Raw genomic sequence first — 19,471 nt, 5'->3', positions numbered from 1 at the left:
CCTCTGTTCGTTCAGTAGGCGTGGCCGCTCTCATCGCGGATGGCCTGCTCGTCGACCTTGCCCCACAGCACGTGATAGACCCAGCTGGTGTAGGCCACGATCAGCGGAATGAAGAAGGCCGTGACCACCAGCATGATGAACAGCGTGAGGTGGCTCGACGATGAGTCCCACACCGTGAGGCTGGCGCGCGGATCGATCGACGACGGCAGGATGAACGGGAACATCGACGCTCCCACGCTCAGGATGATGCCGGCGATGCCGAGCGCCGCCGTCAGCAGCGCGAGCACCGGGCGGCGCAGCACGAGCCCGAGCAAAGCACCCAGCGCGCCGACGAAGCCGGCTGCCGGTGCGGCGAGCGTCCACGAGTGCGCCGCGTAATTGGCGGTCCATGCGCCTGCGTGCAGCTGGACCGTCTTCAGCATCGGGTTCGACGGCCCCACCGCATCGACCACGCTGCTGATGCGGTAGCCGCCGATGCTCGTTGCCAGCAGCACACCGGCCAGCGCGTACAGCGCGATGGTGAGCACCGCCGCAACCATGCCGTAGGTGCGAGCGCGCTCGGCCACCGGCCCGGCAGTCTTCAGCAGCAGCCACGAGGCACCATGCATCACCAGCATCGCCACCGACACCAGCCCGCACAGGATCGCGAACGGATTCAGCAGGCCGAAGAAGCTGCCGTCATAGAAGATGTGCATGTCGGCGCTGAAGCGGAACGGCACGCCCTGCAGCACGTTGCCCACGGCCACGCCGCAGATCAGCGCAGGCACGAAGCCGCTGAAGAACAGCACCCAGTCCCAGCGCGCGCGCCATTGCGGCGACTCGCGCTTGCTGCGGAACTTGAAGGCCACGGGCCGCAGGATCAGCGCCGTGAGAATCACGAACATCGCCAGGTAGAAGCCCGAGAAAGACACGGCGTACAGCTGCGGCCATGCCGCGAAGATCGCGCCGCCACCGAGGATCAGCCACACCTGGTTGCCTTCCCACACCGGGCCCACGCTGTTGATGACGACGCGGCGTTCGATGTCGTTGCGCGCGGCAAAGGGCAGCAGCATGCCGCTGCCCAGATCGAAGCCGTCGGTCACGGCGAAGCCCACCAGCAGCACGCCGATCAGCAGCCACCAGATGATGCGCAGGGTGTCGTAGTCGAGGAGTGTGTGGAGGATCATGCTGCGCTCCCGGTGGAAGGAGAAGGAATGGCCGCGCCTGCGTGGGCCGGCGGAATGTGCGAAAACGTGTCGCCCTCGTCGGGAGCGTGCTCGGCTTCAGGCCCCTTGCGGATGGCCTTGAGCATCAGCTTCATCTCGATGATGAGCAGCGTGGTGTAGATCGCGATGAAGCCCGCGAGCGTGAGCAGCAGCGTCTTCACGCCGAGGTTCGACACGGCCACTGCGGTAGGCAGCACGCCTTCGATCACCCACGGCTGGCGGCCGAACTCCGCCACCAGCCAGCCCGACTCGATGGCAATCCAAGGCAGCGGAATCGCGAACACGGCGAGCTTCAGCAGCCAGCGGTAGCTGTCGAGCTTGCGGCGCGCGGAGAGCACGAAGAAGGTGCCTGTCAGCAGGATCAGCAGCATGCCGATGCCCACCATCACGCGGAACAGCCAGAACAGCGGCGCTACTTGCGGCACGGTGTCCCATGCGGCCTTGGTGATCTGCTCGTCGGTGGCCTGGCGCGGGTCGTCCACATAGCGCTTGAGCAGCAGCGCGTAGCCCATGTTGATGCCGTTGTCCTCGAAGTCGCCGCGCACACCCTGCGTTACCTTGCCGGTGCCGCCTGCCTCGCGGATCTTCTGCAGCGCGTCGTAGGCCTTGAGGCCTTCTCTGATGCGAGCCTCGGCACGCTTCACCAACTCGTCGATGCCGGGCATCACCGTGTTGAGCGAGCGCGTGCCGATCAGCCCCATCACCCCGGGAATGTGGATGGCGTAGTGCGTCTCGCGCGCCTCCTGATCGGGGAAGCCGATGACGGTGAATGCGGCAGGCGCAGGTTGCGTCTCCCACATGGCTTCGATGGCGGCCAGCTTCATCTTCTGGTGTTCGCCGGAGAGATAGCCGCTCTCGTCGCCGAGCACAGCCACCGACAGCGCGGCGGCCAGGCCGAACGAGGCCGCGACCGTCATCGAGCGCTTGGCCAGCTCGAGGTGACGGCCCTTGAGCACATACCAGGCCGACACGCCGAGCACGAACACGGCGGCGCACACGTACCCGGCCGACACGGTGTGCACGAACTTGGCCTGTGCCACCGGGTTGGTCAGCACCGCAAAGAAGTCGGTCACCTCCATGCGCATGGTCTGCGGGTTGAAGGCCGCGCCCACGGGGTTCTGCATCCAGCCGTTGGCAATGAGGATCCACAGCGCCGAGAAGTTGGAGCCGATGGCCACGGCCCATGTCGAGATCAGATGGCCCACCTTGGAGAGCTTGTCCCAGCCGAAGAAGAACAGGCCGACGAAGGTGGCCTCCATGAAGAAGGCCATCAGCCCCTCGATGGCCAGCGGCGCGCCGAAGATGTCGCCGACGTAGTGGCTGTAGTAACTCCAGTTCATGCCGAACTGGAACTCCATCACGATGCCGGTGGCCACGCCCATCGCGAAGTTGATGCCGAACAGCACGCCCCAGAATTTCGTCATGTCGCGCCAGATCACGCGGCCGGTCATCACGTAGACCGTCTCCATGATGGCGAGGATGATCGAAAGCCCGAGCGTCAGCGGCACGAACAGGAAGTGATACAGCGCCGTGACGGCGAACTGCAGGCGCGATAGCGCGACGATGTCGAGGTCCATGGGGGTTCTTCCTTTGTGTTCCCTGTTTTTTCTTTTGCGAGTTCAGTCGGGGCGCAGGCTGCGCAGTGCGGCGTCGAAGGCTTCGGTGCCGCGCCGCAGGTCGGCGACGACGCGGCCCTGGCGCATGCACACGAGGCGGTCGGCGAGCGCGGCTTCGCGGCGCAGGTGCGTGGCAATCAGCAAGGTGCGCGAGCCTGCGTGTTGGACGAGGCGGTGCAGCACGTCGTGTGCGGTGGCGGCGTCGAGTGCTTCGGTGGGTTCGTCGAGCAGCCAGAGGGGCACGGGGCGCAGCAGCAGGCGGGCCAGTGCGAGGCGGCGCGACTGGCCGCCGGAGAGGCCCAGGCCGCCTTCGCCGAGTCGGGTGTCGAGGCCTGTGGCCAATGCGCGCACTTCGTCTTCGAGGCCTGCCGCGTGCAGTACGGCGTGCAGTTGGTCGTCGGTGGCGTTGGGCGCGGCGAGGCGGAGGTTGTCGCGCAGGCTGTCCTGGAAGAGTTCGGTGCGTTGGGTCAGAAGGCACGCGGGCTGTGCGCTCTTGCTGCCTGCTTGTGGCGTGATTTCGCCTGCGATGGCGGCGAGCAGCGTCGACTTGCCTGCGCCGCTGGCGCCGATCAATGCGACGCGCTCACCCGCGTTCAGGGCCAATGTCACGTCGCTCAGGACGGGTGTGCGACTGCGAGCGTGGACCACAGTGACGCGCTGCAGTTGCAATGCGAGCGTCGCATCGGGTTCGTTCGACGTTGACGTTGAGGCGGACTCCTCGCTCATGCGCGGTGCAAGACGCCGCACCGCCAGCCACGTGCGGCCCGCATCGAGCGCACCGCGGCGCAAGGCCGCGAAGGGTTCGGTCGCGGTGAGCGCCACCAGCAGCGCCAGTGCCGCCGCCGGCGCACCGATGACGCCCTCGCCCACCAGCAGGCCGACGGCAAGCAGCACGCCGACGAGGGTCAGTGTGCCCGCGCTGCCATAGGCGAAGCCGGCCGCCGCTTCGAGCTTGTTCAGTGCCAGGTCGGCCTTGGCGAGGTGCATGTCGGCGTTCATCAAAGCCTCGCGCTGCGCGTCGATTCGGCCGGCCATCACCAGATCGGTCTGCCCCGCAACAAGATCGACCGCGCGTGCGCGCAGCGCTTCGATGGCATGCGCGCGCTGCACGGCTGGCCGGCGTGCGCGCCTTGCGACGAGGAATGCGATGCCCCAGCCGGCGGTCACGAGCCAGAGCATCAACGCGAGGCCCATGGCGGCATGCATGAAGCCGAGCACCACACCTGCCAGCATCGCTGCGCCCAGCGCAGCGGCGGCCGGCACGAGCAGGCGAAGGTAGAGCGATTCCAGCGCGTCGATGTCCGCCGTCAAACGAAACAGCAGGCGGGCCGGACGCATCAGCAGTTCGCGCGCCGCCTCGGCCTTTGCCCAACCGCGGAACAGGCGAACGCGCAGCGTGGCGAGCACGGCGAAGGTCGCGTCGTGCGTCACAAGCCGCTCGCCGTAACGCGATGCAGTGCGGCCGAGTGCCAGCAGGCGAATGCCGGCGGAGGGCATGAACACGTCGAAGGTGAAGGCGGTGGCTGCGTGCAGGCCGGCCAATGCAGTCGCGGTGATGAACCAGCCGGAGAGGCCCAGCAGCGCCATTCCTGCGAGCACGGTGACTGCGGCGAGCAAGCAGCCCAGCAGAAGAGGACGCGGCTGAGCGGCGAGGAAGGGGCGCAGCACCAGGCGCAGGTCGCGCCAATTCGTGGCGTGGAGAGGTGCCGCCTTCATGCGGCCTTCTCCATCGTTTCTGCGCCGAGGTTCACCGCGCGGTCCATGCGTGCCGCCAACACCGGGTCGTGCGTGGCGACAATGAGGGTCTTGCCGCGCGCCAGTGCCACCAGTGCATCGGCGACGCGCCCGGCGGTTTCTGTGTCGAGGTGCGCCGTTGGCTCGTCCACCAGCAGCAGGTCGGCGTGCGGGTGCACCGCGATGCGCGCGAGGGCGAGTCGCACGGCTTCGCCACCAGACAGGCCATGGCCGCCCTCGCCGAGCGTTACGCCGGGATGGGCCTGCGTCACGGCCTCGAGCGATGCGAAGCGCATGGCTTCGGCGACCTGCGGGGTGTCGACACCCGCGCGCCCCAATGCCACGTTGGTTTCGACCGAGCCGGCGAAGACGTGCGGCGCCTGGCCCATCCACGCCATGCGCTGGCGCAGCGCCGCCACTGTGTGGTCCGTGAGTGCCACGCCGCCGATCGAGATCTCGCCTCGCGTTGCGGGCACGAGGCCTGCGAGCATTGAGAGCAATGCAGTCTTGCCAGAGCCGCTGGGGCCCGTCAGCGCGACGTGTTCGCCGGCTGCGATGCGAAGCTCGTAGCCTTCGAAGACCTCTTGCTGCTCGCCGGGCCAGGAGAAATGCAGGTTGTGGACGGCGATTGCGGGCGCGGTGGTGGACGCACCCGTTGCGGCACGTGTCAGCGAAGCGTTCGCGCCGGGCAGTGGCAGGTCGTTGCGCTGCAAGCGGTCGAGCGCCTCCAGTGCCGCTTCGCCCGCAGCCCGGTCATGCCAGACCATCGACAGCTCCCGTAGCGGCTCGAAGAACGCCGGTGCCAGCAACAGCACGAACAGTCCCTCGCCCAGGCTCAGCGTCCGGCCCCAGGCGCCGAAGCCGAGCGAGCCCAACAGGTGAAAGCCAACGTACACGGCCACCATCGCCACGCCCAACGCCGAGAAAAGCTCCAGCACGGCCGAAGAGAGAAACGCGATGCGCAGCACCGCCATCGTCCGTCGACGCAGGGATTGCGCTGCATCGCCCAGCCGCTGCGCCGTGGTCTCCACCGCATCGAGCGCACGCAGTGTCGCCAGCCCGCGGAGGCGGTCAAGCAGGAAGGCGTTCATGCCACCCATCTCCACCATCTGCGCTTCGCTCGCGGCCTTGGCGCGCCAGCCGACGATGGCCATGAAGACCGGAATGAGCGGCGCCGCGAACAGCAGCACCAGCGCGGCCACCCATGAAAAGGCGGCCACCGCGCACAGGATGAAGATCGGCACCACCGTCGCGCGCCAACGCGCGGGCTGGTAGCGCACGAGGTACGGCACCAGCGCCTCGGCCTGCTCGGCGAGCACGCTGGCGGCGAGGCCGGAAGGCGCGCGGGTGCGGTCGAGCGGCGAGCCGCCAGCCAGCGCCGCAGCGGTTTGCGCGCGCAGCACCGTGAGTTGTGCGCGTGCACGGGTGAAGGTCCGGCGAGCGCCCCAGGCCTCGCAACCCGCCCGCAGCAGCCCGAGCAGCAGGATCGCACCGGCGGGCCAGATCACGGCAGCAAAGCCGCGACCCGATGCCAAGCCCTGCACAGCCATCGCCAGCAGCGCCGCTTGCGGCAGCCAGAGCAGCGCCGCGGCACCCTGCACCACCCCGCCGACGTCAGGCGACGCGAAGGCCCGCAGCGGCGATCGGGATGGCGAGTGCTTGGTCATTCCTTGGTTTCGTGTATTTTCAGTAATTACTGAAATCTCCACAATCATACCGGACACGGAAGCGACTGACGAGCCCGCAGACTGCACGCTCCGGCGCTCGAACGCAACCGGTTCAGGAGGATTCGGCCAGGGCGCCTGCGCGGGCGCCCGGCCCTTTAATGGGAAACGACTAGCCCGGTGACCAGCAGCGCAGCAAAAAGCGTGAACACCGCGCGCCACGAGGCCGGGCGCGCCTCCACCCAGCGGTACAGCAGCGCCGCAGCGGCCACTGACAGGCCGAAGGTCGCCACGAGGCCGGCCGCGTCGAACCACGCGCCGTGCAGCCCGGAGTTCGCAACCGCCGCATTCATGGCAAGCAGTACCGGAAAATGGATCAGGAACAGCGAGTACGACATGCGCCCCAGCCGCAGCAAAGGCAGCGCCACAGCGGGCCAGTGCTTCGGCGACAGCCAGTTGCGGCGCTGCGCGATGGCAATCAGCAGCGCCGTGACCAGCGCGGTGGCGATGCGACTGCGCCAGTCGATGGCCAGCGTGCCCGCTCCTAGCAGCGCCAGCAGCGCGATCCCGCTCTGCCAGGTGCTGGACCGAGTGGCGCGCCCGATCCAGAACACCAGCATACCCAGGCCGTAGGTGCCGAAGAAATAGAAGGCTGTGTCGTCCAGCCCGGCATTGCGATTGAAGAGCGCCAGCGAAGCCACGGCCAGCCCGAGCACCAGCGCCACGGGCATCCAGCGCGCCTGTGCACTCAGTGGCGGCGCGCCGCTGGAACGCTGCAGCATCGTAGGCAGGCCCACCAGTGCCAGCGCCAGCGCGAACAGCTGGAAGTCGATGGCTACGTACCAGACGCCCGTCGAAAGCGACTCGTAGCCCAGCAGGTCCTGCAGCAGCAACCCGTGCGCGACGAGTTGCCCGAATGTCGGCGACGCAGGCACCACCTCTTCGTCGAGCCACGGCCGCACCACCGCCGCGACCAGCACGCACACCGTGAGCGCCGCGAGGTACGGCATGACCAGCCGCCCATAGCGCTGCAGGATGCGCGTCACCGGCCGCTCCACGCGCAGCATGCCGTCGGGCGCAAGGCTGGCGGCCGCAAGAAAACCGGCGATGACGAGAAACACCTGCACCGCCAGCCGGCCTTCGTTGGCCAGCCACGAGAAGAAATCAGGCGCGAGCGCATACGCGCCGGCTGGCATCGGGCCGTAGCGCGAGAGATGGTGTCCGACGATCACCGCACAGGCGATGCCCTTGGCCGCGTCGAGCAGCGGCATGCGTCCCAGCGATGACGGCGGCGCGCCGGCAGCAGGCGCGGCGCCGTTCGCAGTGGCAGTCAAAGCGCGAGCCGTTGCCTTGCTTCCTGGTATTCGCGCTTGAGCTTTTCGATGAAGGCCGCGGCGCTGGCCACTTCGGTCACGGCGCCAATGCCCTGGCCCGAGCCCCAGATGTCCTTCCAGGCCTTGGCTTTGCTGCCTTCGCCGCCGCCGAAGTTCATGGTCTTCACGTCGCCCTCGGGCAGGTTGGCCGGGTCCATGCCGGCCTTGACGATGCTGGGCGCGAGGTAGTTGCCGTGCACGCCGGTGAAGAGGCTCGAATAGACGATGTCGTCCGAAGTACCGTCGACGATGGCCTGCTTGTAATCGTCGCTCGCACGTGCTTCCTCGGTCGCGATGAAGGCCGTGCCGATGTAGGCAAAGTCGGCGCCCATGGCCTGCGCGGCAAGCACCGCACCGCCGGTGGCGATGGAGCCCGACAGCGCGATGGGGCCGTCGAACCACTGGCGAATTTCCTGCACGAGCGCGAACGGGCTCTTCACGCCCGCGTGGCCGCCGGCACCGGCCGCCACGGCGATGATGCCGTCGGCCCCCTTCTCGATGGCCTTCTGCGCGAACTTGTTGTTGATGATGTCGTGCAGCGTCACGCCGCCGTAGCTGTGCACCGCGTCGTTCACGTCGGTGCGCGCGCCCAGCGAGGTGATGACGATCGGCACCTTGTACTTCACGACCATTTCCATGTCGTGCTCGAGCCGATCATTGCTCTTGTGCACGATCTGGTTGATGGCGAACGGGGCGGCGGGCTTGTCGGGGTTGGCCTTGTTGTAGGCCGCGAGCTCTTCGGTGATCTCGATCAGCCACTCTTCGAGCTGCGCCGCGGGGCGCGCGTTGAGCGCCGGCATCGAGCCGACCACGCCCGCCTTGCATTGCGCAATCACGAGCTTGGGGTTGCTGATGATGAACAGCGGCGAGCCGATGATCGGCAGCGGCAGGTTCGCGAGTACGGGGGGCAGCTTGGACATGTCGTCTCCGGAGATGGGTTCGGTTTTATAAGAGAGAGAAGCCGCCATCGCCCGTCAGATGGGCGACAGCGGCAACGTGTCAAAAGGCGTCGAGCGCCATTGCCGTGACGCTCTCGGCGCCGTCGACGATGCTGTCGCGGATGCCCGGCACCTTGTTGAGGATGTGCTCTGCATAGAAGCGCGCGGTGGCGATCTTGGCCAGCATGAAGTCGGTGTCGAAGCTGCGCGAGGCGAGGTCCTGCGCAATGATCAGCGAACGCGCGAGCTGCCAGCCGGCCACGAGGTTGCCCGCGAGCATCAGGTAGGGCACGCTGCCCGCGAACACCGCGTTGGGCGATGCCTTGGTCTGGCCTGCAACGAAATCGACCACGTCGATGAACGCCAGGCGCGCGGCCGTCAGGCGCTTGAGCACGGCTGCCGCCGCGGGGCTGTCGCTCTTGGCGAGCTCGGCTTCGGTCTTCTCGATCTGCGCGGCAATCGCCTTCGCTGTCTGGCCACCGTCGCGTGCGGTCTTGCGGCCCACGAGGTCGTTGGCCTGGATGGCGGTGGTGCCTTCGTAGATCGTCAGGATCTTGGCGTCGCGGTAGTACTGCGCCGCACCGGTCTCCTCGATGAAGCCCATGCCGCCGTGCACCTGCACGCCGAGCGATGCCACTTCGAGGCTCATCTCGGTGCTGTAGCCCTTCACCAGCGGCACCATGAATTCGTAGAAGGCCTGGTTCTGCTTGCGCGCATCCGCATCGGGATGATGGTGCGCAGCGTCGTAGGCGGCAGCGGCCACGCTGGCCATCGCGCGGCAGCCTTCGGTGTAGGCGCGCATCGTCATCAGCATGCGCTTGACGTCGGGGTGGTGAATGATGGGCGCGCTGGCGTTGATGGAGCCATCGACGGGGCGGCTCTGCACGCGGTCTTTTGCATAGGCCACGGCGTGCTGGTAGGCGCGCTCCGCAATCGCGATGCCCTGCATGCCCACCGCATAGCGGGCCGAGTTCATCATGATGAACATGTACTCGAGGCCGCGGTTCTCCTGGCCGACGATGTAGCCCACGGCACCGCCATGGTCGCCGTACTGCAGCACGGCAGTGGGCGAGGCCTTGATGCCCATCTTGTGCTCGATGCTCACGCAGTGCACGTCGTTGCGTTCGCCCAGCGAGCCGTCCTTGCCGACGAGGAACTTCGGCACCACGAACAGGCTGATGCCCTTCACGCCCTCGGGCGCGCCGGTCACGCGGGCCAGCACGAGGTGCACGATGTTCTCGGCCATGTCATGCTCACCGTAGGTGATGAAGATCTTGGTGCCGAACACCTTGTAGGTGCCGTCGGGCTGCGGCTCGGCGCGGCTGCGCACCATGGCGAGGTCACTGCCGGCCTGCGGCTCGGTGAGGTTCATCGTGCCGGTCCACTGGCCGCTCACGAGCTTTTCGAGGTACACCGCCTTGAGTTCGTCGGAGCCGGCCGTGAGCAGCGCTTCGATGGCGCCGTCGCTCAGCAGCGGACACAGCGCGAAGCTCATGTTGGCCGAGTTGAGCATCTCGCCGCAGGCCGCACCGATGGTCTTGGGCAGGCCCTGGCCGCCGAAGTCCGCCGGATGCTGCAGACCCTGCCAACCGCCCGACACGTACTGCGCAAAGGCTTCCTTGAAGCCCGGCGTGGTGGTGACCGCGCCGTCCTTGAACGACGAGGGGTTGCGGTCGCCCGCCACGTTCAGCGGCGCGACCACGTCCTGGTTGAAGCGCGCGCATTCCTCGAGCACGGCCTGCGCGGTTTCGAGGCCGGCGTCTTCGAAGCCCGGCAGCTTCGCGATCTCGCCGATGTTGGCCAGGTGCTCGATGTCGAACAGCATGTCCTTGATGGGGGCGGTGTAGCTCATGTCTTGTCTCCAGATACAGCGGATACGAAAAGGGCATCGCGAACGATGCCCTCTGGCTCAGTGCAGCAATGCGATCAGAGCGCCTTCACCAGTTCCGGCACAGCCGTGAACAGGTCGGCCACGAGGCCGTAGTCGGCCACCGAGAAGATCGGGGCCTCTTCGTCCTTGTTGATCGCCACGATCACCTTGGAGTCCTTCATGCCGGCCAAGTGCTGGATGGCGCCCGAGATGCCCGCTGCGATGTACAGCTGCGGAGCGACGATCTTGCCGGTCTGGCCCACTTGCCAGTCGTTGGGGGCATAGCCCGCGTCCACCGCAGCGCGGCTGGCGCCCAGGCCTGCGTTCAGCTTGTCGGCCAGAGGGGCCATCACTTCGGTGAACTTCTCGGCGCTACCCAGCGCCCGGCCACCCGAGACGATGATCTTGGCGGCGGTCAGCTCGGGGCGTTCGCTCTTCGTGACTTCACGGCCCACGAAGCTGCTCTTGCCGCTGTCTGCGACGCCTTCGGCGGTTTCGACCGTGGCGCTGCCACCGGTGGCTGCTGCAGCGTCGAAGCCGGTCGTACGCACGGTGATCACCTTGGTAGCGTCGCTGCTCTGCACGGTGGCAATGGCGTTGCCGGCATAGATCGGGCGCTCGAAGGTGTCGGGGCTGTCGACCTTGGTGATGTCAGAGATCTGGGCCACGTCGAGCTTGGCAGCCACGCGAGGCGCGACGTTCTTGCCGTTGGCGGTCGAGGGGAACAGGATGTGGCTGTAGTTGGATGCGATCGCCAGCACCTGGGCTGCGACGTTCTCGGCGAGGTTCTCAGCCAGGCTGGGGCTGTCAGCCACGATGACTTTGGAGACTCCGGCGATCTGTGCAGCGGCCTTGCCGGCTTCGGCGGCATTGGCTCCGGCCACCAGCACGTGGACGTCGCCGCCGCAGGCGAGTGCAGCAGTCACGGTGTTCAGGGTCGCGGGCTTGACGGTCGCGTGGTCGTGTTCGGCAATAACAAGTGCGGTCATGTTCAGATCACCTTCGCTTCGTTCTTCAGTTTGTCCACCAGCGTTGCAACGTCAGGCACCTTGATGCCGGCGCCGCGCTTCGGGGGCTCAGCCACCTTCAGCGTCTTCAGGCGGGGCTTGACGTCCACGCCCAGGTCTTCGGGCTTGAAGATGTCGAGCTGCTTCTTCTTGGCCTTCATGATGTTGGGCAGCGTGACGTAGCGCGGCTCGTTCAGGCGCAGATCGGTCGTGATGACGGCCGGCAGCGTGAGCGCCAGCGTTTCCATGCCGCCGTCGACTTCGCGTGCCACGGTGACCTTGTCGGCCGCCAGGTCGACCTTGGAGGCGAAGGTGGCCTGGGGCAGATCGGCGAGGGCAGCCAGCATCTGGCCGGTCTGGTTGGCGTCGTCGTCGATGGCTTGCTTGCCAAGGATGATCAGCTGGGGCTGTTCCTTGTCGACCAGCGCCTTGAGCAGCTTGGCGACAGCGAGAGGCTGCAGTTCTTCGGTGGTTTCCACCAGGATGCCGCGATCAGCGCCGATGGCCATCGCGGTGCGCAGGGTTTCCTGGCACTTGGCATCACCGCACGAGACGGCGATGACTTCCGTGACCACGCCCTTTTCCTTCAGGCGAACGGCCTCTTCAACGGCGATCTCGTCGAAGGGGTTCATGCTCATCTTGACGTTGGCAATGTCCACTCCGGTGCCATCGCTCTTGACGCGCACTTTCACGTTGTAGTCGACGACCCGTTTGACAGGTACAAGAACCTTCATTGACTTGACTCCATTGGATTGCAAAAAGGGGGCTTCGAGGGCAACCGATCATTCTAGGACGCGACCTTTGTGGCCTCTCCGTTCTTCTCATCGGCACAGGCGCCAAAAAAGAACGATCGTGCTTTTTCACGATTATAAAACAGCGCCGGGCGCCCGGGCGACTCCTGGCGGTAAAGATGTTGACACACCCTGCTCACGCCATCGCATCAACGGATGACCCTGCCGAAGAGCCCTCGAACATCCGCGTGAAGTCACAGCACTCCTGCGACAGCATGACGATCGACGAGATCAACGTGCTGCGCTGGTCGCCCTTGTACATGGCGACGTACTTCATCACCGGCGGCGCCGGAGTGCAGGGCACGACCATCAGCGCCCCACTGGCGATCATGGGCGCAAGGCCCTTCTCCGGCATGCAGCCTATGCCCAGGCCCGATGCGGTGAGCCCCATCATGGCCATGAGGTTGTTGACGACGATGACATCGGTCGGCTGAACACCCAGCGACTTCATCCAGCTGTTATGCGCCATGCCGGCGCCCGACTTGCTTCCCTGAAGCAGCAGCCGGCGCGAGGCCAATTCATGCAGCCTGAAGGTCTTGCCCGGCTCGACAAAACCCGGCTTGCACATCCACACGCTCGAGAACTCGCCGATCGCATGGCTCGGCAGATGGGCATCCGCGAACACGTCGGGGACCAGTACCAGGTCCAGTTCGTCCGCCAGGAGCTTTTCCTTCAGGTTGCCGCTGGCATCGACGTCGGGCTCGATCGTGACCTTGGGGTAGTAGCGCTGAATGGCCTCGACCAGCCGGTGCAGCCACGTCATGGCGGTGAACTCGGTCACGCCGATGCGCACGCGGCGCTCGACGACTTCCGGCTTGCCAATCTGGTCGATGGCGGCGTCCCTGTGTTCGAGCAGCTTCTTGGCCAGCACGAACATTTCCTCGCCTTTTTCGGTCAGGCGCGCGGTGCGCTGGGAGCGGTCGAAAAGCTCCAGGTCGAAACCGGCTTCAAGCTCATGCACCCGCTTGGACACTGCGGAGGTCGAGGTGTGCAGTTTCTGGGCGGCTTGGGAGAAGCCGCCCAGGCGCACAACCCAATAGAGGGCTTCCAACTGCTTGAACGTCATCATGGTCAGGCCAAACCCTTATTGGTTTCCTTTTTTTCCACCAACTCTTCCGGAATATTTCGCTTTTTGAAATTTTAGGCAACTTTCACAATCCCGCCATCGAATTGATGTTGAGGCGTTTTGTCATGGTTGCTTCCAGTTTTGCCGTTCACCCCACGCCGGCCGTTGCCCCGGAAGATGTGCTGGCCGCTTTCCAGGAAGTGGCCACCCCGCACATCAGCGACAACCTGCAGCGCCTGAGCGGCATCGTCGGCCTGCAGCGGTTCCACGGGCGCAGGAAGCTGGTGGGAACGGCGATCACGGTGAAGACCCGTCCCGGCGACAACCTGCTGATCTACAAGGCCCTGATGGATGCTTCTGCGGGCCACGTGCTGGTGGTCGACGGCGGCGGCGACACCACCAACGCGCTGGTGGGCGAACTCATCATGCTGTACGCGCAGCAGCGCGGCTGCACCGGCATCGTCATCGATGGCGCCATCCGCGATGCAGCGGCCTTCCGCGACGCAGACTTTCCCTGCTATGCGCGTGCCGCCATCCATCGGGGGCCCTACAAGAACGGGCCCGGCGCGGTCAACGTGCCCATCTGCGTGGGCGGGCAGATCGTGCAGCCCGGCGACCTCGTGGTTGGCGACGACGACGGCATCGTGACCTTTCCCCTTGCCGAAGCACGGCGGCTGCTCGACGCCATCGACCAGACCGCGCGGTTCGAGGCCGCCATCAAGGCCGAGATTGCCAACGGAAAGGTCGAGCAGTCATGGCTCACCAAGGCATTCGCGCCCCACGGTCTCTGAATCCGTGAAGCGCAGCCTCATTCCAATCGACTTTCCCGGAGAAAACCCAGTGAGCATCCTGTTGGCCCAACGCCTCGGAGGCGTCAAACCCTCGCCCAGCATGGCAGCGAAGACGCGTGTCGACGCGATGCGCGCGGCCGGCCGCCGCATCGTCGACTTCACCATCGGCGAGCCCGACTTCCCGACGCCGCGCCACATCATCGAAGGCGGGGTTGCGGCCCTCATGGCCGGACAGACACGCTACACGGCATCCAACGGCACGCCGGCCTTGCGCCGGGCCATTGCCGACAAGCTGCTGCGCGAGAACGCACTGTCGTACAAGCCGGAGAACATCGCGGTGGGCAACGGCGCGAAGCACATCATCTACAACGCCTTCGCCGCCACGCTGAACGAGGGTGATGAAGTGATCGTGCCTGCGCCGTACTGGGTGTCCTATCCGGACATGGTGGCGTTGCACGGCGGCACACCCATCGTGGTGTCGAGCACCGCAGCCGAGAGCTTCAAGCTGACACCCGCAGCCCTTGAAGCGGCCATCACGCCCCGCACGCGTTGGCTGGTGCTCAACACGCCCAACAATCCCACGGGGGCGGTCTACACCCGCGATGAACTCGCGGCGCTCGGCGAAGTCCTGAAGCGGCATCCGCAGGTCTGGCTGTTGACCGACGAGATCTACGAGCACTTCGTGTACGGTGGCGCCGAGCATCTGTCGCCATTGAATGTGGTGCCCGAACTGGCCGAGCGGACACTGGTGATCAACGGCGTCTCGAAAGCTTATGCCATGACGGGGTGGCGCATCGGGTACGGCGTGGGGCCGGTCTCGCTGATCAAGGCGATCACCATGCTGCTGTCGCAGAGCACCTCCTGCCCCAGTTCCGTGAGCCAGGCAGCCGCGGTGATTGCGCTCGATGGTCCTCAAGAGACGGTTGCCGAAGCCGCGGCCCTTTTCGAAATGCGCAGGGACCGCATGGTGCAGATGCTGCAGGCGCTGCCGGGGTTCGAGTGCGCACCACCGGACGGCGCGTTCTATGTGTTCCCCAGCGTGGCCGGATTGATCGGGCGAACCACGCCGGCGGGCAGCGTTCTGTCTTCCGACATCGACGTCGTGCACTACCTGCTGGAACACGCCGGCGTGGCCGCGATCGACGGCACCTCCTACGGCATGCCCAACCATCTGCGCATGTCCTTCGCCACGGGGATCGAGGTGATCGAGCAAGGCGGCCGCTTCCTGCAGGACGCCGTGCGCGATCTTTCCTGATGTTTTCTCGTTCCACTCAACCTTCCCGGAGCCGTCCCATGAAGAAAACCGCATCGACTCTCATCGCCGGCGCCTGCCTGGCATTGCTGGCCAACCTGGCCTGCGCGGACCAACTCGCCGACATCAAGGCCAAGGGCGTGTTCACCTGCGGCACCCTGGGGACGGCCGAGCCGTTCAGTTTCTCCAACACCCAGACGCGCGAGGTAGAAGGCTACGACGTGGACTTCTGCAAGGCGCTGGCCAAGTCGCTGGGCGTCAAGCTGGAGCTGAAGCTCATCTCCGTGGCCGCGCGCATCCCCGAGTTGCAACAGAGCCGCATCGATGCCGTGATTGCCAACCTGGGCTGGAGCGCCGAGCGTGCCGAGCAGATTGCCTTCAGCGACCAGTACTTTGCGAGCGAGCAGAAGGTCGCCGCGCGCAAGGACAGCGGTTTCACGACCCTCAAGGACCTGACGGGCAAGCGCGTCAGCGCGGTCAAGGGCTCCAGCTCGGAGATGCTGGTGCGCAAGGTGATTCCGGGTGCAAGCACCATCACCTTTCAGGATCCGCCCAGCGCCTTTCTCGCCATGCAGCAGGGCAAGGTGGAAGGGCTGGCGGCATCCGAGCTCACTCTCGTGAAGTTCCGCCAGCAGTCCGAAAGCACGGTCCCTATCGCCATACTGGAACCCTCGCTGATGCTGGAGCCATGGGGAGTCGGCATGCGAAAGGAAGAGGCAGGCTTCATCAAGCACGTGAACACCACGCTGGAGGCAATGGAAAAATCCGGCGAAGCGCTGCAGATCTTCAACAAGTGGCTGGGCACGGGCACTTCCTACAAGATGCAGCGCGGCTTCAGGATCGAGCCGATCAAGGGCTGATCCATACGATGCAACAAGGCGCACGTCATGGGTAGCAAGCTCGACTTCTCGGTGCTGTCACGGGGTGAATATCCGCAATGGATATGGCACGGCGTTCTCACCATGTTCGAGCTCACGCTGGCGGCATGGCTGTTCGCCATGGCTCTTGGCATGGTGCTGGCGGTGGTGCGCATGGCGGACAGCCGCGTGGCCAAGGCTTTGGTGGCGAGCTACGTCGAATATCACCAGAACGTGCCCATGCTGGTGCAAGTCTTTCTCTGGTACTTCGGCATGCCTGCGCTACTGCCGCATTCGGCGCAGCAATGGCTCAATGCGCACAACAGCGAGTTTCTCCTGGCCTTCATCTCCATCGGCCTGTGCATGGCAGCCTACGTCTCCGAAGGTCTGCGCGGCGGCATACGGTCCATTCCCAAGTCTCAATTGGAAGCCGCGCGAGCGATAGGACTCTCTTATCTGCAGGCCTCGCGCCTGGTGCTGATCCCGCAGGCGCTGCGGATCGCGCTGCCCACCCTGGTGAGCCACACGGTGCTGCTGTTCAAGAACACCAGCCTCGCCATGACCATCGGAGTGGCGGAGCTGACCTATGCAACGCGGGAAATCGAGAGCCAGTCGTTCAAGACCGTGGAGATCTATCTGCTCTCGACAGTGATCTATCTCGGCATCTCGCTTCTGATCATGACCGCGGGAGCTGGCCTGGAAAGCCGCTATCGCATCCGCACGAGGTAGGCCGTGGACAGCATTCTTTCCATCCTGCGCGAGTACGGCGTTCTGCTGCTGGTCGGCCAGTATCCCAATGGGCCGCTGGGCGGACTGACAATCACGCTGGTTCTTTCCGTGTTGGGCCTTGTGCTCGCGTTTCCTCTCGGCGTTGCAATCGCACTGGCCCGCATCAGCCCGCTCGGCTGGCTGCGCATGCCTGCTGCGGCTGTGATCTACGTGGTGCGCGGCGTGCCACTGCTCATGTTCATCTTCTGGGTCTACTTCTTCGTGCCCGTGCTGACCGGACGCACGGTCAGCGGGTTCACGACCATGGTGATCACGCTGGTGATCTACCAGGCGGCCTACCTGGCGGAGATCGTGCGCGCCGGTATCCAGGGCCTGCCCCACGGACAAACCGAAGCGGCGCGCGCCGTGGGGCTGAGCTACACGCAGACGATGACGAAGGTCGTGCTTCCGCAGGCGCTCTACAACATGGTGCCGGCGCTGGTCAGCCAGTTTGTCTCCACCATCAAGGAGACCTCGCTGGGTTACGTCATCAGCGTGAACGAAGTGACGTTCGCAGCCAACCAGATCAACAGCTCGCTCATGACGCAGCCGTTTCAGGTGTACTTCATCCTCGCTTCCATCTATTTCTGCCTGTGCTTCTCGCTGACGCGGCTGGCACGCTTCCTCGAACGCCGCATCAACGCGCGGCGTGAAGGCACCTTCCGGTCGGCTACTGGCCCCGCGCTCGCGGCAACCAGCCCCATCGCATCCGAGCACGCCGCATGAACATGTTCTCCAGCCCCGCTTCTTCTCCCCTCATCGCCTTCGATCTCGTGAACAAGTGGTACGGCGATTACCACGCCCTGAACAGCATCAGCGCGGAGGTTCACAAGGGCGAAGTCGTCGTGGTGTGCGGCCCTTCGGGGTCCGGCAAGTCGACGCTGATACGCACCGTGAACCGCCTGGAGAGCATCCAGAGCGGATGCATCCGTTTCAACGGTCAGGATGTGAACGCGCCATCGCTCGACATCAACAGGTTTCGCAGCCAGGTCGGCTTCGTGTTCCAGAGCTTCAACCTGTTCCCGCATCTGTCGGTGGCCCAGAACATCATGTTGGGGCCCGTGAACGTGCGCAAGCAGAAGCGGGCACAGGCGAGGACTCGTGCGCTCGAGTTGCTCGACCGCGTGGGCCTGGCTTCGAAGGCCGATGCCTTTCCGGGCCAGCTGTCGGGTGGTCAGCAGCAACGCGTTGCCATCGCCCGGGCCCTTGCGATGGATCCGCCGGCCATGCTGTTCGACGAACCGACGAGCGCGCTCGATCCGGAAATGGTCGGCGAGGTGCTTCAGGTGATGAAGTCGCTGGCACGCGACGGCATGACGATGATGTGCGTGACGCACGAAATGAACTTCGCGCGCGAAGTGGCGGACCGAGTCTGGTTCATGGACCAGGGCAGCCTGGTTGAGACAGCGCTGCCCGAAGCGTTCTTCTCGAAGCCGCGCAGCGAACGGGCTCAGAAGTTTCTCGCCGATCTGCGCTCGCACTAGCGCGCCGGCGCTTGCGCCCGCAGGCCTCCTTGCCTGCCCAATTACTACGACGGAGACAAGCATGAAAAACAAGACCGGCATCGACCGACGACGGGCCCTGGCTCTCATCTCGGGACTGGCTGCGGCACACGCTGGCGTTCGCGCGCAAGCGGCGTTCCCCGCACGCCCCATCACCTTGATCGTCGGCTGGCCGGCAGGCGGACCGGCCGACAACGTGGCCCGGCCGATCGCGGCACAGATGTCCGGCATCCTGGGCCAGCAGATCGTCATCGACAACCGTCCAGGCGCGGGAGGCAACATCGGCTCCGACCTGGCAGCCAGATCGAAGGCCGACGGCTACACGATCATGCTGGCAACCGTTGCCTCGCATGGCTGGAATCCGGCGCTCTATTCGAACCTGGGCTACAGGCCCATCGAAGACTTCGCACCCGTGGGACTGATCAGCACCTCGCCCGGAGCGCTGCTCGTGCCGGTGAACTCACCCTACAAGACGGTTCGCGATCTTGTCGACGCGGCCAGGGCTCACCCGGGAAAACTGAACTACGGCTCCGCCGGCGTCGGATCGTCACAGCACATGGCGGCGGCAATGTTCAAGAAGCTTGCCGGCGTCGACGTCACCCACATTCCCTTCAAGGGCACGGCGCCTGCCATGACGGAGCTGATGGCCGGCCGCGTGGACATGATCATCACGACGGGCGCCACGCCGTTCGTGCGCTCAGGCAAGCTGCGCGCGCTTGCGGTCGCCGCCCGCCAGCGGCTTCCGTCCTTGCCGGACGTGCCGACCTTCGAGCAGGCGGGAGTGAAGGGCTTTCACACCGACAACTGGTATGGACTGGTCGCACCAGCGAACACGCCGCGCGCCATTCTGGAAACGCTGAATGCCGCGCTCGCGAAGGCATTGGAAAACCCCGAAGTGCAGAAGCAGTTCGTCGAGCAAGGCGCACTTCCGGTCAGACCGATGTCGATCGACGGCTACTGGGATTTCGTCAGGAAGCAAATGCCCGAAGCCGCGGAAGCGGTGCGTAACTCCGGCGCGAAGATGGAGTGACCAGAAG

Annotated in this window: 17 protein-coding genes; 7 read left to right on the top strand and 10 right to left on the bottom strand. The window is 65.5% G+C overall.

Features of this window, described 5'->3' with window-relative positions; genetic code table 11:
- Positions 1–11: 11 nt before the first annotated feature.
- From cydB to NWF24_RS10250, 10 genes are all read right to left on the bottom strand, one after another.
- The gene (gene cydB / locus NWF24_RS10295) at positions 12–1,166 is read right to left on the bottom strand and encodes a cytochrome d ubiquinol oxidase subunit II (RefSeq protein WP_258354071.1); all 1,155 of its coding nucleotides are present in this window, start codon (positions 1,164–1,166) and stop codon (positions 12–14) included.
- Positions 1,163–2,782 carry a cytochrome ubiquinol oxidase subunit I gene (locus NWF24_RS10290; RefSeq protein WP_258354070.1) on the bottom strand — a complete coding sequence of 540 codons (1,620 nt, stop codon included), beginning with the start codon at positions 2,780–2,782 and terminating at the stop codon, positions 1,163–1,165. The genes cydB and NWF24_RS10290 overlap by 4 nt, the downstream gene beginning before the upstream one ends.
- A 42-nt stretch (positions 2,783–2,824) precedes the next feature.
- Positions 2,825–4,537 (bottom strand): amino acid ABC transporter ATP-binding/permease protein, encoded by a 1,713-nt coding sequence (locus NWF24_RS10285; RefSeq protein ID WP_258354069.1) that lies wholly within the window; start codon positions 4,535–4,537, stop codon positions 2,825–2,827.
- Positions 4,534–6,222, bottom strand: a complete 1,689-nt coding sequence (gene cydD, locus NWF24_RS10280) for a thiol reductant ABC exporter subunit CydD (protein WP_258354068.1) — start codon at positions 6,220–6,222, stop codon at positions 4,534–4,536. Before cydD ends, NWF24_RS10285 begins: the two co-directional genes overlap by 4 nt.
- Positions 6,223–6,377: 155 nt before the next feature.
- Positions 6,378–7,490: an acyltransferase family protein gene (locus NWF24_RS10275; RefSeq protein WP_309148881.1), complete on the bottom strand. Its 1,113-nt coding sequence runs from the start codon at positions 7,488–7,490 to the stop codon at positions 6,378–6,380.
- A gap of 59 nt (positions 7,491–7,549) precedes the next feature.
- Positions 7,550–8,512 carry an NAD(P)H-dependent flavin oxidoreductase gene (locus NWF24_RS10270; protein WP_093237144.1) on the bottom strand — a complete coding sequence of 321 codons (963 nt, stop codon included), beginning with the start codon at positions 8,510–8,512 and terminating at the stop codon, positions 7,550–7,552.
- 79 nt (positions 8,513–8,591) lie between these two features.
- Positions 8,592–10,382 carry an acyl-CoA dehydrogenase gene (locus tag NWF24_RS10265; protein WP_258354066.1) on the bottom strand — a complete coding sequence of 597 codons (1,791 nt, stop codon included), beginning with the start codon at positions 10,380–10,382 and terminating at the stop codon, positions 8,592–8,594.
- Between the two features lie 74 nt (positions 10,383–10,456).
- Positions 10,457–11,389, bottom strand: a complete 933-nt coding sequence (locus NWF24_RS10260; RefSeq protein WP_093050728.1) for an electron transfer flavoprotein subunit alpha/FixB family protein — start codon at positions 11,387–11,389, stop codon at positions 10,457–10,459.
- A gap of 2 nt (positions 11,390–11,391) precedes the next feature.
- Complete coding sequence (locus NWF24_RS10255) at positions 11,392–12,141, bottom strand: electron transfer flavoprotein subunit beta/FixA family protein (protein ID WP_258354065.1); 750 nt, start codon at positions 12,139–12,141, stop codon at positions 11,392–11,394.
- Between the two features lie 193 nt (positions 12,142–12,334).
- Complete coding sequence (locus NWF24_RS10250; protein WP_258355271.1) at positions 12,335–13,264, bottom strand: LysR family transcriptional regulator; 930 nt, start codon at positions 13,262–13,264, stop codon at positions 12,335–12,337.
- A gap of 125 nt (positions 13,265–13,389) precedes the next feature.
- Between NWF24_RS10250 and NWF24_RS10245 the strand changes: the two genes are divergently transcribed.
- From NWF24_RS10245 to NWF24_RS10215, 7 genes are all read left to right on the top strand, one after another.
- A complete protein-coding gene (locus NWF24_RS10245; protein WP_258354064.1) occupies positions 13,390–14,055 on the top strand; it encodes an RraA family protein in 666 nt (221 codons plus the stop codon).
- A gap of 100 nt (positions 14,056–14,155) precedes the next feature.
- Positions 14,156–15,310 carry a pyridoxal phosphate-dependent aminotransferase gene (locus NWF24_RS10240; RefSeq protein WP_258355270.1) on the top strand — a complete coding sequence of 385 codons (1,155 nt, stop codon included), beginning with the start codon at positions 14,156–14,158 and terminating at the stop codon, positions 15,308–15,310.
- 38 nt (positions 15,311–15,348) lie between these two features.
- On the top strand, positions 15,349–16,167 hold the full coding sequence (locus NWF24_RS10235) for an ABC transporter substrate-binding protein (protein WP_258354063.1): 819 nt from the start codon (positions 15,349–15,351) through the stop codon (positions 16,165–16,167).
- A 27-nt stretch (positions 16,168–16,194) separates the two neighbouring features.
- Entirely contained in the window at positions 16,195–16,893 is a 699-nt protein-coding gene (locus NWF24_RS10230) for an amino acid ABC transporter permease (RefSeq protein ID WP_258354062.1), read from the top strand.
- Between the two features lie 12 nt (positions 16,894–16,905).
- Entirely contained in the window at positions 16,906–17,658 is a 753-nt protein-coding gene (locus NWF24_RS10225; protein WP_375338472.1) for an amino acid ABC transporter permease, read from the top strand.
- Positions 17,655–18,416: an amino acid ABC transporter ATP-binding protein gene (locus NWF24_RS10220; RefSeq protein WP_309148868.1), complete on the top strand. Its 762-nt coding sequence runs from the start codon at positions 17,655–17,657 to the stop codon at positions 18,414–18,416. Before NWF24_RS10225 ends, NWF24_RS10220 begins: the two co-directional genes overlap by 4 nt.
- A 175-nt stretch (positions 18,417–18,591) precedes the next feature.
- The gene (locus NWF24_RS10215) at positions 18,592–19,464 is read left to right on the top strand and encodes a Bug family tripartite tricarboxylate transporter substrate binding protein (protein ID WP_258354060.1); all 873 of its coding nucleotides are present in this window, start codon (positions 18,592–18,594) and stop codon (positions 19,462–19,464) included.
- Positions 19,465–19,471: the final 7 nt, after the last annotated feature.

This window comes from Variovorax paradoxus, assembly GCF_024734665.1.
Taxonomy (GTDB): domain Bacteria; phylum Pseudomonadota; class Gammaproteobacteria; order Burkholderiales; family Burkholderiaceae_C; genus Variovorax.
Note: the sequence above shows the minus strand (reverse complement) of the source record. Positions and strands in the feature narration are given on the sequence as shown.